The sequence below is a fragment of the Deferrivibrio essentukiensis genome, assembly GCF_020480685.1.
Taxonomy (GTDB): domain Bacteria; phylum Chrysiogenota; class Deferribacteres; order Deferribacterales; family Deferrivibrionaceae; genus Deferrivibrio; species Deferrivibrio essentukiensis.
Window position 1 is genome coordinate 23,599 of sequence record NZ_JAJAFU010000009.1, and the last position, 15,889, is coordinate 39,487.

Consider the following 15,889-nt stretch of genomic DNA (forward strand, 5'->3'; position numbering starts at 1 on the left):
ACACTCTCCTAATCTATCATTATTATTTTTATATTTTCACTCTCTGTAATGTTTTCAACATAAATAATTTTGCCACAACTTTCAACTACACATGAAATATCTCTTAAAAAAAGGTCTATTTTTTTATCTATAAAAAGGTCTTTTACTTTTTTCCCTTTAAATCTATCCCCGGGGAGCCTGTTTCTAACAGTTAACTCCTTTTGAACAAACTCTCCTGAAAACTCAATATGTTTACCAATTTCACTTATAAAAATATTACTTACTCCGGAGCTTTTATTATATTTAAACCCTCCCAGCATATTTTTATTAAAAAAATAGATTTTATCATAACTTTTTTCAAAAATATAGTCTTTTGGTAAATTTATTCTCACAGAGTGCTCACTCTTTTCAAAACATTCTAAAGCCAACTCAACATGTACTTTTTCTACTCTAAAAAAATTTTTAAAAAATTCTGCTAAAACAAACTTTTTTTCATAAGAATCTAATTTGACAATCCTTTCCAAATTACAGGAATAATAACCACTATGCCTATCAAACTCTACATTTCTTGTTTTATGCAAAAGATAATTTTTCAACTCACCAGATTCATTTTGAAGCTTAATAACATTTTTTAAATATCCAGCACTATAACTCTTAATCGCAGGGATAATTTCTGCTCTCAGCCAATTTCTAACATAATCTGAAGAAAAATTAGTCTCATCAACAACAAATTGAATATTTTTCTTTTCAATAAAATCAAGAATCACTCCCTTTTCAACGTAAAGTAACGGTCTTTTTAAAAACTCTTCATTAAATCCAAACCCCTTTAAGTTGTAAATAGAGCTTCCTTGAAAAAGCTTTACAAAAAATGTCTCTACAAGATCATCCAAATGATGTGCAGTAAAGATATAATCGGCATTTTTCTCTTCAAACACCTTAAATAACTCTTCATATCTAAGTTTTCTTGCAGCATCCTCAACACTAACATTATTTTTATTTACATATTCGGGGACATTTATTCTCTTTACTATCAATTCAATATTAAGTTTTTTGCAAAAATCCTCGCAAAACTTTTCATCCCTATCTGCAAGCTCTCCCCTTATGGAATGATTCACATGGCAAGCAATTACATCAAAATTATTTTTTACGAGAGCATACAAAAGAGCTGATGAATCAGCCCCACCTGAAAAGGCAACAAGTATTTTTTTATTCTTACAGTAAGTTAGATTTTTTAACAGCTCTTGTTCAAATAATGTACTCATCAATTTTACTATTCAGTTTTTTAAATTCCATAAGTTTTTCTTCAAAACCTTTTCTACCTAAAATTCCATATGCAAACTGTTTTCCTTCCTCAACACCGGGCTGGTCAAACGGATTAACATTTAAACTAAGACCTACTATAGCGGTAGTAAGTTCATATAACATAAAAAGATACCCCAAAGAAAATTCATCAAGGTAGTCTACAATTATTTTTAAACTTGGCCTTTTACTTTTTAAAAGGGCTGCTTCAGTGGCAGCAAGCTCGGTATTTAAAAGATTTGACAGCTCTACCCCTTTCAAATAATTGAAATCTTCATAAAAAGGCTCCTTGATAGATTTCTCCAAAGTGTGACTTTTCACTTCCACAAATGTAACCAATTTGTCATCAGGGCCTTCTCTAAAAAGCTGTACCAATGAGTGTTGGTCATTAGCACCTATTGCAGGAAACGGAGTCGTCCCCGTAAACACTTCATTGCCGCTTAAATCATACTTTTTACCAAGACTTTCAGCCCAAAGCTGAGAAAACCAAAAAGAAAACTTTTGTAAACTTGAACTGTAAGGCATTAACACGTTAATCCTTTTCTCAAGATAATAGTGCAAATAAAGAGCTGAAAGTGTTAAAAACTGTCTTTCATTTTCAAGGGCAGCTTTAGCACCTTCTAATAATTTTTCTGCCTTTACGCCCAAAATTGCAGCAGGTAAAAGCCCCACCGCAGATAAAACTGAAAATCTCCCACCTACATTCTTTTCCACCTCAAATGACTGAATACCTGATTCATTCACATATTTTCTCAAACTCCCGCTTTCAGGGTCGGTAATCGCCACAACATGCTTATTAATATCAACACCGGACTCTTTAAGCCATTCCACGACAACAGAAGCATTTGCGGCTGTTTCAACGGTGCTACCCGATTTTGTCACTATCAAGACCAAAGTATCCTCTGGATTGCACTTTTTAAGTATCCACCCTATCTTTACCGGGTCAATATTATCTGCTACCCAAAGCCTTGGAAAATATCCTCTTTCCGCAAGGCTTAATGTATTAAAATTAAATGGTAAAAGAGCATTTTCTATAGCTTCCAACCCCAGTGATGAGCCACCAATCCCAATTACAATCATATCATTAAACTGCCCGCTTACACTTTTTGCATAATCAACAATCTTACTTAAGTCTTTGTCAGGCAACTTAGTAAATCCTACCTCACCACTTGAAACCATTTCCATAAGTTTGGAATAGCCTGACTTGACTTGATTTATCTTTTTTAGCAAGTCATCGTATGAAATAGATGAATTAACGTTATCGCTCATACAAAAATTATAGTCCAATTTAATACTGTTCATAACTATCCTCCAAATCATTAAGTGCAGACTGCAAATCATCATATATTCTATTTTTATCTATTTCTTCAAGGAAATACTTCCCATAATTTTTAGTAAGTACCCTGTCATCCAAAATTATACAAACACCTGAATCATCTTCACTTCTAATCAATCTTCCGATAGACTGTTTGAAATATATAACTGCGCGCGGCAGATAAAAGTCTTTAAAAGAATTTTTGCCGTTTTCTTCAATATCTTTTGCCTTCATATTCAGATAAACATCACTGATATTTTCAAAGGGAAGTTTGTCTATAATTACACATTTTATTTTGGAATTTGTCTTTATGTCTATCCCTTCCCTCAAAACAGCACAACCAAGTATTACATCTTTGCTATCAGCAAAAAACTCACCCATATTTACACTTTGCTGCAAAATAATATTCTTATTTTTAACATTATCTTTTAATATTTCATACATTTTATTCATCATGCTTATGCTGTTAAAAATTATAAGCATAGGCGCATCAACTCTACTTACATAATCTATATATAACTTCGACTTATCTTTGATATTTTTAGGAATTACATATACGGAATTTTTTCTAAAATTGTTTTGATCGACAATATATTCAGAGATATTGTTTGGCAAACCAAGTTCTTCCTTGAAAAAATCAAATGATTTGTCGGTAGTAAGGGTAGCACTGATAAAAGTAGCACTAATAGCTGTTTTAATAAGCCCTTCGTAAAATATATCATTAACTTTAAGTGGCAATAATTTTATAATTGCAGATTGTTTGGTGGGCTCAACCAACTTTACCCCCGTATGCTCAAGTATAAACTTAAAGCTTTTTTCAATCTTTTTAAAATTTTCCCTTTCGTCATTATCCAATAAATCCAATATGTTTTCTCTTATAAAATTTAAGATGTTCTCAAATGTGGTTATATGAATTTCATTCAGAGTTTCTTTATTTTTAATTTTTGCTTCAAAAACTCTAATTTTGTTTCTTATCTCTATGTATAAGTCAATTCTCATTAAATCTTTGTTATCCTTTAAAAAGGATTTCAAGTTGTTTAAAGATACCTCTTCCCCGGCAAACATAGGAAAAATATCAACAATCGAGTGAGCTTCATCAAAAATAATATGGTCAAAATTTTCAAAGTTTGACAAAAAGCCCGATTTACTTTTTGACGCTATATCAGTGAGAAGCAAATAGTGATTTGTTATGACAATATCAGACATATTGGCAATCTCTTTTGCTTTATAAAAATGACACACCCCGAAATATTCACACTTGCCGGCACTGCACTGAAAACTGTCAGCAGTTATCTTATCATAGGTTGCTTCATCAAATCTATAATACGGGACTTCTACAATCTCTTCATTTTTATTATCGCTATACCACGCCACTACATCAGGATATTCATCTGCAAAGGGCAATATATACTTAAAATATCTCTGAAGACAGAAATAGTTTTTTTTACCTTTCAGTACGCTTACATACTTATCCCACATGGTGAGTTGCTTAAGTGCCGATATATCCTTATAGTAAAGCTGATTCATAAGTTGTTTAGATTTAGTAGATATTATCACCTTTTTATTTGATAAGAATGCTGGAATAAGATATGCCAAGGTCTTGCCGCTCCCGGTTGGAGCTTCTATCACAGATGTCTCATAATTTTCTATCGTATCATTAATAAATGCAGACAAATCCCCTTGGTATTTTCGCACTTTAAAATCAGGAAGAAGCGAAATAAGAGGGGAATCTGCAGAAAAAAAGGTCTGTATATCCATATTAAATATTTATATTGGCATACCTCTTGAAAAGCTCCAAATCATTTGAAAAAGTCTCTGCCACATCATACTCAATAGTACCTTTGTTAAATAATTCTGCAAGCTTTTTCTCTATCGGAATAAAATCAGGAGTCCCTTTAAGTTGGTTATCAATATAAGAGAAATTTTTATCTTTAATTGCCTTTTTAAGCTTAAATGCGTTAAATATCGATTCATAAACCAAAATTCTTCTATCAATCCCTTTTACAGGAACAAGACGCATATTTATAATGCCGTTTATCATATCTGCAAGCCTGCTCAAATAGTAGTCGCTGGCACCTGCAGCAATCAGGTTTATCTTTTCAAAAAATACACTAATACTGCCACAATCCATTGCAACAAATACAGAAACCCCTGACTCACATATATTTAACAGCATATCAAGTGTTTCAACATCCGGGATGTCAGAAACAAAAACAACATCGGGGTCCAATTCGTTAGCAATTCTCAATTTCTTTGAAAACTGACTCTTTTCTTCGCACTCAATTATAGTAACAACTGACTTATTCTGAGGAATATAATTTTCAATATTAGTATCAATCATTACAATATTAAAAGGCTTAGTCTTGTTATATAGATTTACAATGGAAGAAAATACGGTGCTCTTTCCGTGTCTGTACGGAGCGGTAAAAATAGTCAGCCCTTTTGGGACTTGGACTAAGTATTTTTGTATATCTTCTTTAAATCCCAAGTTTTCAATATCAGGAATAGTTGATGATGCATCTTTTACATGGATACTAAACTTATCTTGGCTTTTAAAAATTAAAAAGGAATATGTTTTATTGTTAAACTCTTTTTTAAAATTAACATACCCATCCTTAACAAGCTTTTTACGTTCATCTTCCCCTGTTGTCTGTTTAATAAACTCAAGAATCTTAGCCCTTTTAATCTCATCAAAAACAAGTCTGTAATTTACTCTTGATTTTCTAGCAACAGGCCTCTCCCCTTCCATAAATATTACATATTTCAATGAGTTGTCAAAATCTTCAAGCACCTTTAAAAAGTCTGCAAGGGTGTAATTGGAATTAAGCTTATCCTTAGCAAATACCTTGAAAGGTTTAAACTCATAATCTTTAACGCCGTAAGGAAATTTAGAAAAATCACTCATAATCTTTTCAAACATCGAATCTTTGAAAAAATACGGAATAACCTTCTTCCCTAATCTTTGGTTTAACGAATCGATTTCAGTCAAATTGTTAAAATTATTAATCCCAACATAAATCGATTTATCATCAGCCTTGAAAGGGATAATCCCATAATTTATAACATAATTAAAATCTACCATCTTTTGTAGACTTGCAGGGATATTTACTGTTTCTTCCAAATATTTCGGCACATTATACTTTTCTATTAAAAAATTCGACAGATCCTGCTCAGTAATAAATCCAAGTTTTACCAATATATTGCCCAATCTTTCCTTAGTAACCTTTTGCCTTTCAAGAGCTGTACTCAGCTGCTCTTTTGATATCAAACCTTTTGCTAACAGATCTTCACCTAAACGATTCATTATATACTCCTTCTCAACCAAAGTATTTACAAAATCATAACATATTTTAGCAGATATTTCATTGAATTTAATTATTTTTTCAATTATTATTATACCCATGCTGGACAACCTTATCAAATCACTAATTATTTTACTTATTGCAGCAAGCTTTGCATTTTCCTCCCATAGGGAGACTGAAGTCGTCAAAGCAGTTAAACTCATTAAAAATAGTGTAATTAATATAAGAACTGAAAAAATCGTTCAGCGGGATTTTAACCCTTTTTTTGATGACCCCTTTTTTGGTGAATTTTTCGGCTTTAAAAAAACATATAAAACAGAAAGCTTAGGTTCAGGCTTTTTTATCGACACAGTTGGAACAGCTGTTACAAACTATCATGTTATAAAATCGGCTTCTAAAATTTATGCTGTAGCCGGGGATGAAGTCCAATACGAAGCTGAGCTGATAGGTGGTGACGAAGACCTGGATATAGCAATAATAAAAGTAAAAAATATTAAAAATGTTACCCCTGTAACTCTTGGCACAAGTAGTGATATTATGCTTGGAGAAACTGTTATCGCAATGGGTAATCCTTACGGACTTGAAAGCTCAGTAAGTACAGGCGTCGTGAGTAACACTAACCGTATTTTAAATATAAACAACTCTTTTTCAACTTTTATACAAATTGATGCACCTATAAATCCTGGAAATAGCGGTGGTCCCTTAGTAAACTTAGACGGAGAAGTTATTGGGATAAATTCTGCTATTTATAAAGAAGCTCAAGGTATAGGCTTTTCAATACCAATAGACATATTAAAAAGGGTCACAGAAGAAATAACAAAATACGGTAAAATAAGACCAACATACACAGGGATGATAATAGAAGAAACAAAAGATGGTCTTAGCGTAGAAAAGGTAGACAAAGGGAGCTCTGCCGAAAAGATAGGGTTAAAAAAGGGGGATATAATCTATAAGCTCAATAATATTCCTGTTGCTACAAAATCCGCCCTTAAATATATTTTTAAAAGTTATCCGCCGGGCAATTCCTTTGAAATAATAGCAAAAAGAGGGGATAAATTTTTAAAGGGTAAAATCAAGACTGACACAATGCCTGAAAATTATGGGTTAAAACTTCTAAATGATTTTTTTGGTATCAAATTTAAACAAAGTGGGGATTACGTAAAAGTTACAGACAGCTCCATACCGGCATATCTTAAAAAAGGGGATATTCTTCTTGCAATAAATAATATAGAAATCAAAAAGATTTCGGATATAAATGAAATTATCATAAACAACATATTTGATAAAAATATTTTTACAATTTACAGAAATGACAGAATTTTTAAATTTGAGCTCTTTTTCTAACTTGAAAAAATCTTAAAAATCCTTAATATTCTGATAAAAATTAAAGGAGTCAAAATGGCTAATGCATTTCTTGTGTTGGAAGATGGCACGTTTTTTAAAGGTATAAGTTTCGGCGCGGAAGGGGAAATAACCGGTGAGGTTGTTTTCAACACTTCAATTACAGGTTATCAGGAAATCTTAACCGACCCTTCTTATTACGGACAAATGGTTACAATGACTTATCCTCTAATTGGAAATTATGGTATAAATGAAGAAGATTTTGAATCCATAAAACCTTTTGTATCTGCTTTTATCATAAAAGAATATAGCACAGTCTATTCTAACTATCGTGCTACAACGAGTCTTGGAGATTTTCTAAAAAAACATAATATTATAGGGATAGAGAAAATTGACACAAGAAAGCTCGTCAGACATATAAGGGAAAAAGGTTCAATGAATGCCGTAATATCAACAGTAAGTGACAACATAGATGAGTTAACTGAAAAGGCAAAAAATATTGCGTCTATAGTTGGTAAAGACCTTGTCCAATATGTCAGTTGCAAATCACCTTATGAGTGGACAGAAGGGACATGGGATTTGGAAAACGGCTATAAAAAATATAACAACTTTGATTTACACATTGTTGCAGTTGATTTCGGAGTTAAGAGAAATATCTTGAGGTATTTTGCCGATAATGGATGTAGAGTCACTGTTGTGCCTTATACTTACACATTTTCTCAAATAAAAGAACTTAAACCTAACGGTATATTTCTTTCAAATGGACCTGGTGACCCTGAGCCAATAAAAAGTGGTATAGAAATAGCCAAACAATCTATCGAAAATAATATCCCAACTTTTGGAATATGCCTTGGCAACCAAATTATGTCCCTTGCCCTTGGCGGAAAAACGTATAAGCTCAAGTTTGGTCATCATGGCGGGAATCAGCCAGTTATGGATTTAAGAACTCAAAAGGTTGAAATAACTGCGCAAAATCACTGCTTTGCTGTTGATGTAGAGTCCATAAAGGATAAAGTCGAAGTCAGCCACATAAATCTTAATGACAAAACAGTAGAAGGGATAGAAGTAAAAGGGAAACCGGCTTTTGCAGTTCAATACCATCCTGAAAACGGACCCGGGCCTCATGATGCAGCCTATCTGTTTGAGAGGTTTGTAAAGCTTATTAAGTCCCACAAGTAATGCTTAAAAAATTTTTCTTATTAGCTATAATTTTGACTTTTACTATCACCACACTCTTAGGGGTGTGGATTATTAATTGTAAAAACTTCCTTGAAAGGACTTTTATAACTTACAACCTTAAAATTGAAAAAAATGAACCATTCACTTCAGTATACAATAAGATTTTTACCCACTTAAAAACACCTGTTTTATTCAAATATTATCTAATAAAGGTGCATCACTTTGATAAAAAAATAAAATATGGGACTTATAAATTTGAAAATATTTCAATTAATGAAGCTCTAAACTATATTATCAACGGTAAAACATATCAAATCAAGGTTACAATACCGGAAGGTTATAATATTTATGATATAGCAGGCACACTTGACAAATTGAACATTGCCAAATTTGAGAAATTTGCAGAAAAATGCCTTGATGCTCAATTTGCATCTTCTGTTATCGGCATTAATGTCAAAAATGTGGAAGGCTTTCTGTATCCTGAAACATATTTTTTCGATGAAAATACCGAACCTGAAAAAATAATAGAAAAAATGGTTGAAACATTTTTTAAAAATCTACCCAAACAGTTTGAAGAAAAAGCTAAAAACATGGGGTTAAATATTTACGAAGCGGTGATACTCGCATCTATTATTCAAAAAGAATCTTATTACAAAGATGAATTACCTTTGATATCGTCCGTATTTCATAACAGGTTAAAGAAAAGAATGAGACTTGAATCCGACCCGACAATCATATACGGAATATATGAAGATTTTGACGGTAATATTAGAAAAAAAGATTTAACCGACAGAAGTAATATATACAACACTTACAAAATATCCGGACTGCCACCTACCCCTATTTGCAACCCTGATAAATATTCTCTTGAAGCCGCAATAAATCCAGCGTCTACAGATTACCTATACTTTGTAGCAGATAAGGAAGGAAAACATCACTTTTCAAAAACATACGCAGAGCATTTAAAAAAGGTGTACAAGTTTCAAAAAAGGTAAAAGACTATTTAACAAATCCGGTAGTGTTATCATAAATATAGGGTTTTCCAAATGGGTCAAGCAAGGTTTTCCCTTCTAAACGCTCATCAAACCCAAGCATCTTTGCAGTTTCCTCATCCAGTACTTTCTCATCTATAATATCCGTTAAGTATTTGGGATATTTGCCGTTTTTTATCTGATACAATTTTATCGACAAAGATATCGTATTTACTTCCATTTTTCTCATATTTGCCAAAGCTTCATCCCGAATAGTGTTATATTTATTATAAATAATTGCCACAAAAACAGATATAACGCAAAGCACAATTATGATTTCAACTGTTCTTGAGATTCTATGAGTAGGTTCAGGGTGTCTGCCTAATGTCATAATTATTTTATAACTTTTATCATATCCCACATTGGGAGGAATACACCAAGGGCAAGCAATATTACCATGCCAGCTATTAATACAAGAAGAATCGGCTCTATGGCAGTTGATAGATTTTTAATAGCGTAATCAGTTTCTTCATCATAATAATCGGCAATTTTCTCAAGCATTTCATCCAGCCTACCTGTTTCTTCCCCTGCAGCAATCATATCCGTAACTACCTCTGGAAAATACTCAGAATAACCAAAAGAAGCGGCAATATTGTTACCTTGAGACACTCTGATTTTAACATTTTGTATCTCTTTTTTGATTATTTCATTTCCGCTAACTTCAGACACAATATCAAAACTTGAAACAACTGGAATACCACTTCTATAAAGTAGTCCTAATATCCTTGTAATCCTTGATATGTATATTTTATGCAAAATTGGTCCGATTATTGGAATTTTAAAAACAAGCAAATCGATCTTAACTTTCCCCTTTTCCGTGGACTTATACTTTTTATAGGCAAAAATAGCGGAAAAGATTATAAAAATAATAAGCCACCAATAGTTTTGCACAAAGTAATTTATCCATATTAATATCTTGGTAGGTAAAGGAAGCTCCGCTTTAAATTTATTAAACAAGCCAACAAATTTTGGAATAACAAACACTACCAAGATGCTAAAAGCTACCGCTATTGCCCCTACGGTAAGCTTCGGATATCTCGTCGCATGTTTAATCCTGTTTCTTGTCTCAAGGTCGGTTTCAAGGATATCAGCCAGCCTGCTTAGTACAATATCAAGGACTCCGCCTTCCTCACCTACTTTAAGCATATTTATATATAAAGGTGAAAAAATCCCCTTCTGCCTTCCAAAAGCCGCACTTAGTGAAAGTCCTGCTTCTACATCCTCTTTAATTTTCAAAATTGCAGTTAAAAGTTTTTCGGAAAAGTTCTGTTTTGACATTCTATCAAGTATTTTAACAACCGGAATCCCCGCATCAAACAGAGTGGCAAACTGCCTTGTCAAAACGATAAGCTCTTCCAGCTTAACTTTTGATGTTTTTGTTTTAAACGCTTTTATCTTGTAGAGATACTCATCAATAAAACCTACTTCTTTCAGATTAATTAAATTTATCCCCTGATCAAATAAAATGAGAGACGCCTCATTTGAGTCTGAAGCATCAATAATGCCGTTTACCTTAATATTGTTTTTTTCGCCGGTATACTTAAATCGCATAGTTTCATTATATCACAAAAAAAATATTTTTAAATATTTAATGTAGTATGACTTGTTCTTTTTTATCAAATAATTTGGCAACTTTATTTTTCACTAAACTTGTTAACAATGAAAACACCGGTTATTGTAACCATACCACCGACCAATGCAGCCAAACTAAGCCTTTCACCCAAGAGTATAAAACCTATTAACACTCCAAACACAGGCACAAGGTATATAAAAACAACTGTTTTTGATGCTCCAATTTTCTTTATCCCATCGTAAAACCATATAAACCCCAAAACTGTAGCCAAAACTGAAAGCACCAAAATGCTAAGCAAAGATTTAGCATTAATATGATAAAAATTTTCAATATTTTCACTTAAAAATAAAGGGAATAATATAAATGTCCCCCATATAACCGAATATGTTGTCGACTCTATTGCAGAGATATTAGTCAATACCTTTTTACCAAATAATGTATAACACGACCAAGAAACCGCCGCAAATAGTATAAAAATATCCCCTTTATTAAATCCGCCTGTCAAAATCAAATCAATTCTCCCTTTGGTAATAAGCAGTATTATCCCCAAAAATGCCAATATAATGCCAACAATTTGCTTAATATTTATCTTCTCTTTAAATAAAAAAACTGCGCCTATTACCGATAAGACGGGATTGATAGCAACAATAATTGATGCTTTGGACGCCATAGTGATTGAAAGCCCTTTAAGGAAAAAATAATTATAAGCAAATATCCCGGTCAATCCTCCAAATATACAAAAAACAAACTCCTTGAGCTTAAACCTGTAATTATAAAAATAAAAGATTGCTATCAATAAAACTGAACTAATAAAAAATCTATAAAATGCTACGGTATATACAGGCAAATATCTCACTGCCACTTTACCTGCTGTAAATGAGCTACCCCAAAACAAGACTGCAAATAGAAGTTTCAAGTAAGTCATAAATAAGAGCTCTCAATCCCCTTAATAATCTCAAAAAAGATTTTATTATAAGGGGTATCAATACCATGCTTATTTGCCAGTTTTATAACTTTACCTGCGAAAATCTCCACTTCAGTTTTCCTTTTTGCCTCAATATCTTGAAGCATAGATGTCTTTGCAGTAGGAGAAAGGCTGTGAAGCACTTTAAACCATTTGACATTCAAGTCTTCGTCTTCATTAAGATTAATATTTTCATATTGAGAAATCAAAATTACCTCTTTCATCAGCCCAAGCATAGGGGCTCTTGCAGCTTCACTTTTCTGAAACCCACCATAATTAAGGCCAAGTACCGCAGATGCCTGATTAATCCCTACATTTACCATGAATTTCCACCAAATAGATTTCATTATATTTTCAGGTATTTCGTAAGCAACTTTAGCAGTATCAAAAATACTCTTTACCAACTTTACATTTTTTATTTGATTGGCTTTTTTTGCACCAAAGACTAGTTTGCCAAAATTCTCACAAGTTACAGAGCCATCAGCATTTCTAACAGAGTCCATACCAACTGTCATTGAATATACTACCCTTTCTTCTCCATACATATTTGCAATTATATCTTCACTATCAAGACCATTTAAAAGAGACACAAAAACAGTATTTTCTCCAATTAACTTATAAAGGTTCCTGATTGATTCATCCAACTGAAAAAACTTCACTGCAACTATTACCAAGTCAAACGGCTTGTCCGAATAGTTTTCAATATCAATTACTTTAAAATCATATTTTTTTTCGTTAAATATAAATATGTGATCTTTTAGCCTTTTATATCTCTCACCACTTGCCCCAAAACACACATTTATTTTTTCAGAGCTTGAAAGTTGGGCGGCATACAAAAGCCCCATAGCGCCTGCTCCAATCACCAAAACATTATACATAATATGCTCCCATTGAATCATTTTTTAAAAAAAGCACTATATATATAAAACATACATTTTACAAATTGAATTTTTTATAAAGTTGAAGTATGTTTAAATCGCATGGGAGTGGATGGGGTTCTGGTGTCCCCCGCGGCCTTCAAAGCCGACTGTCCCGCCTTTTTGGTTGGGAGGGAGGTTCGATTCCTTCACACTCCCGCCATATTCTCATTTATTACCAATAAGATAGCTTTTAGGTGTTATCAGTTTCTGACAGTTTTCTGCAATTTTGTTTAGAGAATAAATCAGATATTTTACTTTTAGATAAATAATCTTTTAAATACTTTGCGTACCTGCGAAAGAAAGTTTCTAAATTTGTATGTCCTAATCTTTTAGCAATATCATGCACGTTATCACCTGCAAGAATACTTAAAATTGCATGCGTATGCCTCATTTGATACATATTTCTGTATCTAAAGCCAAGTTTTTTTAAAGCAGGTTTCCAGTATAACTCTGCAATTTTATCAGGTCTTGTAAAAGGTTTATTGTACTGATTCACAAAAACATATTCACTTTTTAAATATGTATATTGTTTATGTTTGTGTATAATAGGTATTAAAATATCAGGCAAAACAATTTCCCTATGGCTTTCAACTGTTTTAGTTTTATTTTTTACTTGTCCATTAACAATAACATTATTAACTAAATAAGTATTTCTATTAAAATCAAAATTTTTCCATAGCATACCAATTATTTCCGACAACCTCATCCCAGTAAAAAAACCTACAGCAAAAAATAAATGTAAATGTTGGTATTTTTGCTCAAAATGTTTTAAAATAGATATTACTTCTTCTGCAGTAAAAGGATCTATATCCACTTTTTCGTTTTTTAAACTTTTTACAAATTTAGCTAAATCTTTAGTCAGTAAATCTTCTTCAAAAGCAGATTTTAATATTAATCTGCACGGTATTAATAAATTATTTACAGTTTTATTTTTTTTGTTTTTTGCTAAATAAGTTATGTAATCTTCAACATCAATTTTAGTTATTTCATTTAATTTTTTATACCAAAATTCGCTTTCTTTAAGTTTTTTATAGCCTGTTATATACGCTCTTAAAGTACCTTTATCCATTAATTCAGCTTCTACTTTTTTTTGCGTGCGTACTAACCAGTTATTAGCGTACTCACAAAATAAATATTCTTTTTTTCTAATTATACCAAGTAATTCTAATTTTTTACTTTCAGGAAAATACTCCGCATAATCTAAAGTATCTAATAGAATCTTTTGCTCTATTTCACTTGCTAAACGTTCAGCAAATCGCCAATTTTGTTTCGTATTATCAATTCCGAGATATTCCCTGCATCGAACATTTTTGTAATAAAAATCTAATAAAAGCTTTCCTTTATCTGTTCTAACTTTTACAGTTTTTCTCAATTTTCAACCTTTATATTTTCTTAAAATAGTATCAAAATTTCGCAATCTTATCAATTCTATTTATAATATCCTTTTTGAATAAAACTTTAGATTTTTTAGCAGTACCTAACTTAATATAATCTCTACCCGGCTTAAATTTACCCTCCACCATCCACTTTCTCAAAGTGCAAACCTTTAAATGTAAAATATTTGCTAACTCCACATAATTAATAAATTCATTATTTTCGTTTAAATTATTATTTATTTGCATATATATATCCTTTAAAATATATATTTTTTATTATATACATTTATATATAACATAAAATGTCATTTTTTTAAAAAAAAATATAAATAAATTTAAATATATTTTTGTATTACGTGTACAGTTAAATTAGGGTACACTTGCCTAAGCGTTTCTATCAAAATATCTTTTTTATCTTTATTTGACAAATATTTATAATCTTTATTTAACTTAGCTTTAACTTTTTTTATGTATCTTTTTAATTCAATTTTTGTCGGTTTTTTATATTTTTTATTTTTCTCTAAAACAATATCAAAAATTAAATTAACATCGGCATACATAAGTTATCTCCTTTTTACATATATTTTTTTATTTGTATCTTCTTTTTTTATTTGCCTGCCTGCCTCATTTAAATACTCAACAGCTTTTTGTGCTGCTTTGCTTGCTTGCAACAATATTTTTTTGTCGTTTTCCAGTATTTGTATCCAGCTTTTAATATAAGCAGCTTGATTTTGTATTACTTTTTGTATACCAAATTGCCAACACAAAAATGCTGATCCGAGTTCTGCGATGAGTTCTTCTTTTGCGTATTCTTGGGAACCAAAATCTAATCCTTCAGCTTTACGATTTAATCTACTGTCGTGTAAAGTACTATGTACAAGTTCATGAAAAAGTGTAGAGTAATATTCATCAATACCAACAAAAAGTGATTTTTTTGGTATTTGTATTGTATCTGTCGAAGGAATGTAACAAGCTCTACCTATTGCGGTATTTATTATTTTCGGTTTATTTTCGATCGAATTTAAAAAATTTTCTATTCTTTGTATTTTATCATCATCTTTTAAATTTGATATTTTAACTTCATTAATTTCCTCGTTAATTATTTTATCTTTTAAATTAGTTTGACAAACATTGAAAACGAAATGTCTTTTTAGCACTGGATATGTATATATATACATACCTTCTTTTTCTGAATGTTCTACTATATTTGCCTCAGGTCTTTTTTCTATAATTTCATCTTTTTCTTCAGCAGTTATCTCCTTTTCTTTTACGGTAAAATAGACAACAGGATGTGCTTTTTCACCTTTATTAACCATACCTTGTAGACTCTGGACTTGTACAAAACCCAAAAAATATTTAGATTCATAATTATTTTTTAAAATAGCATTATTAAGCAAAAGTACATTAATGCCTTTATACTGCTCTTTTGTTGTAAAGTTTGCAGGTAACCCAGTTTTAGCAAATGGACGTTGCCAAGGAATGTTACCCTCTTTTAAGCTCTGTAAAATTATATCAGTCACTTCTGCATATATACTTTTTTCAGTTTTATTATTGTTATTACTACTACTTAATTTAAACATCACTAACTCCTTTTTTTGTTTTCAACAAAT

15 protein-coding genes and 1 tRNA gene are annotated in these 15,889 nt (G+C 31.5%); 4 read left to right on the plus strand and 12 right to left on the minus strand.

Annotation, left to right across the window (positions count from 1 at the left end; all coding sequences use genetic code 11):
* Positions 1–8 precede the first annotated feature (8 nt).
* Genes tilS through LF845_RS06025 form a run of 4 tightly spaced genes read right to left on the minus strand, consistent with a single transcriptional unit; the run spans position 9 to position 5,897 of the window.
* On the minus strand, positions 9–1,241 hold the full coding sequence (gene tilS, locus LF845_RS06010; protein WP_242820102.1) for a tRNA lysidine(34) synthetase TilS: 1,233 nt from the start codon (positions 1,239–1,241) through the stop codon (positions 9–11).
* Positions 1,225–2,580: a glucose-6-phosphate isomerase gene (locus LF845_RS06015; protein ID WP_242820103.1), complete on the minus strand. Its 1,356-nt coding sequence runs from the start codon at positions 2,578–2,580 to the stop codon at positions 1,225–1,227. Before LF845_RS06015 ends, tilS begins: the two co-directional genes overlap by 17 nt.
* Positions 2,567–4,351, minus strand: a complete 1,785-nt coding sequence (locus tag LF845_RS06020) for an ATP-dependent DNA helicase (protein WP_242820104.1) — start codon at positions 4,349–4,351, stop codon at positions 2,567–2,569. Before LF845_RS06020 ends, LF845_RS06015 begins: the two co-directional genes overlap by 14 nt.
* A 1-nt stretch (position 4,352) precedes the next feature.
* Positions 4,353–5,897, minus strand: coding sequence for an ATPase, T2SS/T4P/T4SS family (locus LF845_RS06025; RefSeq protein ID WP_242820105.1), 1,545 nt, complete (start codon positions 5,895–5,897; stop codon positions 4,353–4,355).
* 97 nt (positions 5,898–5,994) lie between these two features.
* On the opposite strand from LF845_RS06025, the gene LF845_RS06030 reads away from it, so the two are divergent.
* The 3 genes from LF845_RS06030 to mltG are packed head-to-tail and all read left to right on the plus strand — an operon-like array spanning position 5,995 to position 9,410.
* Entirely contained in the window at positions 5,995–7,239 is a 1,245-nt protein-coding gene (locus tag LF845_RS06030) for a S1C family serine protease (protein WP_242820106.1), read from the plus strand.
* Positions 7,240–7,293: 54 nt separating this feature from the next.
* Entirely contained in the window at positions 7,294–8,415 is a 1,122-nt protein-coding gene (gene carA, locus LF845_RS06035) for a glutamine-hydrolyzing carbamoyl-phosphate synthase small subunit (protein ID WP_242820107.1), read from the plus strand.
* Positions 8,415–9,410 (plus strand): endolytic transglycosylase MltG, encoded by a 996-nt coding sequence (gene mltG / locus LF845_RS06040; protein ID WP_242820108.1) that lies wholly within the window; start codon positions 8,415–8,417, stop codon positions 9,408–9,410. Before carA ends, mltG begins: the two co-directional genes overlap by 1 nt.
* 4 nt (positions 9,411–9,414) lie before the next feature.
* Here the strand turns inward: mltG and LF845_RS06045 are convergent, their stop codons facing one another.
* The 4 genes from LF845_RS06045 to LF845_RS06060 form a co-directional block, all read right to left on the minus strand.
* Positions 9,415–9,777 (minus strand): type II secretion system protein GspG, encoded by a 363-nt coding sequence (locus LF845_RS06045; RefSeq protein ID WP_242820109.1) that lies wholly within the window; start codon positions 9,775–9,777, stop codon positions 9,415–9,417.
* Positions 9,778–9,779: 2 nt separating this feature from the next.
* The gene (locus LF845_RS06050) at positions 9,780–10,997 is read right to left on the minus strand and encodes a type II secretion system F family protein (protein ID WP_242820110.1); all 1,218 of its coding nucleotides are present in this window, start codon (positions 10,995–10,997) and stop codon (positions 9,780–9,782) included.
* 83 nt (positions 10,998–11,080) lie between these two features.
* A complete protein-coding gene (locus LF845_RS06055; protein ID WP_242820111.1) occupies positions 11,081–11,944 on the minus strand; it encodes a DMT family transporter in 864 nt (287 codons plus the stop codon).
* Positions 11,941–12,861, minus strand: a complete 921-nt coding sequence (locus LF845_RS06060) for a ketopantoate reductase family protein (RefSeq protein WP_242820112.1) — start codon at positions 12,859–12,861, stop codon at positions 11,941–11,943. Before LF845_RS06060 ends, LF845_RS06055 begins: the two co-directional genes overlap by 4 nt.
* A 104-nt stretch (positions 12,862–12,965) precedes the next feature.
* Here LF845_RS06060 and LF845_RS06065 point away from each other — a divergent pair.
* A tRNA-Sec gene (locus LF845_RS06065) sits at positions 12,966–13,063 on the plus strand.
* 30 nt (positions 13,064–13,093) lie between these two features.
* Here LF845_RS06065 and LF845_RS06070 read toward each other — a convergent pair.
* The 4 genes from LF845_RS06070 to LF845_RS06085 all read right to left on the minus strand — a co-directional run bounded on the left by LF845_RS06070 (position 13,094) and on the right by LF845_RS06085 (position 15,859).
* Positions 13,094–14,275, minus strand: coding sequence for a site-specific integrase (locus LF845_RS06070; RefSeq protein ID WP_242820113.1), 1,182 nt, complete (start codon positions 14,273–14,275; stop codon positions 13,094–13,096).
* A 31-nt stretch (positions 14,276–14,306) separates the two neighbouring features.
* Positions 14,307–14,525: a hypothetical protein gene (locus tag LF845_RS06075; protein ID WP_242820114.1), complete on the minus strand. Its 219-nt coding sequence runs from the start codon at positions 14,523–14,525 to the stop codon at positions 14,307–14,309.
* Positions 14,526–14,614: 89 nt separating this feature from the next.
* Entirely contained in the window at positions 14,615–14,839 is a 225-nt protein-coding gene (locus LF845_RS06080) for a hypothetical protein (RefSeq protein ID WP_242820115.1), read from the minus strand.
* 3 nt (positions 14,840–14,842) lie between these two features.
* Positions 14,843–15,859: an ArdC family protein gene (locus LF845_RS06085; RefSeq protein ID WP_242820116.1), complete on the minus strand. Its 1,017-nt coding sequence runs from the start codon at positions 15,857–15,859 to the stop codon at positions 14,843–14,845.
* Between the last annotated feature and the right edge of the window lie 30 nt (positions 15,860–15,889).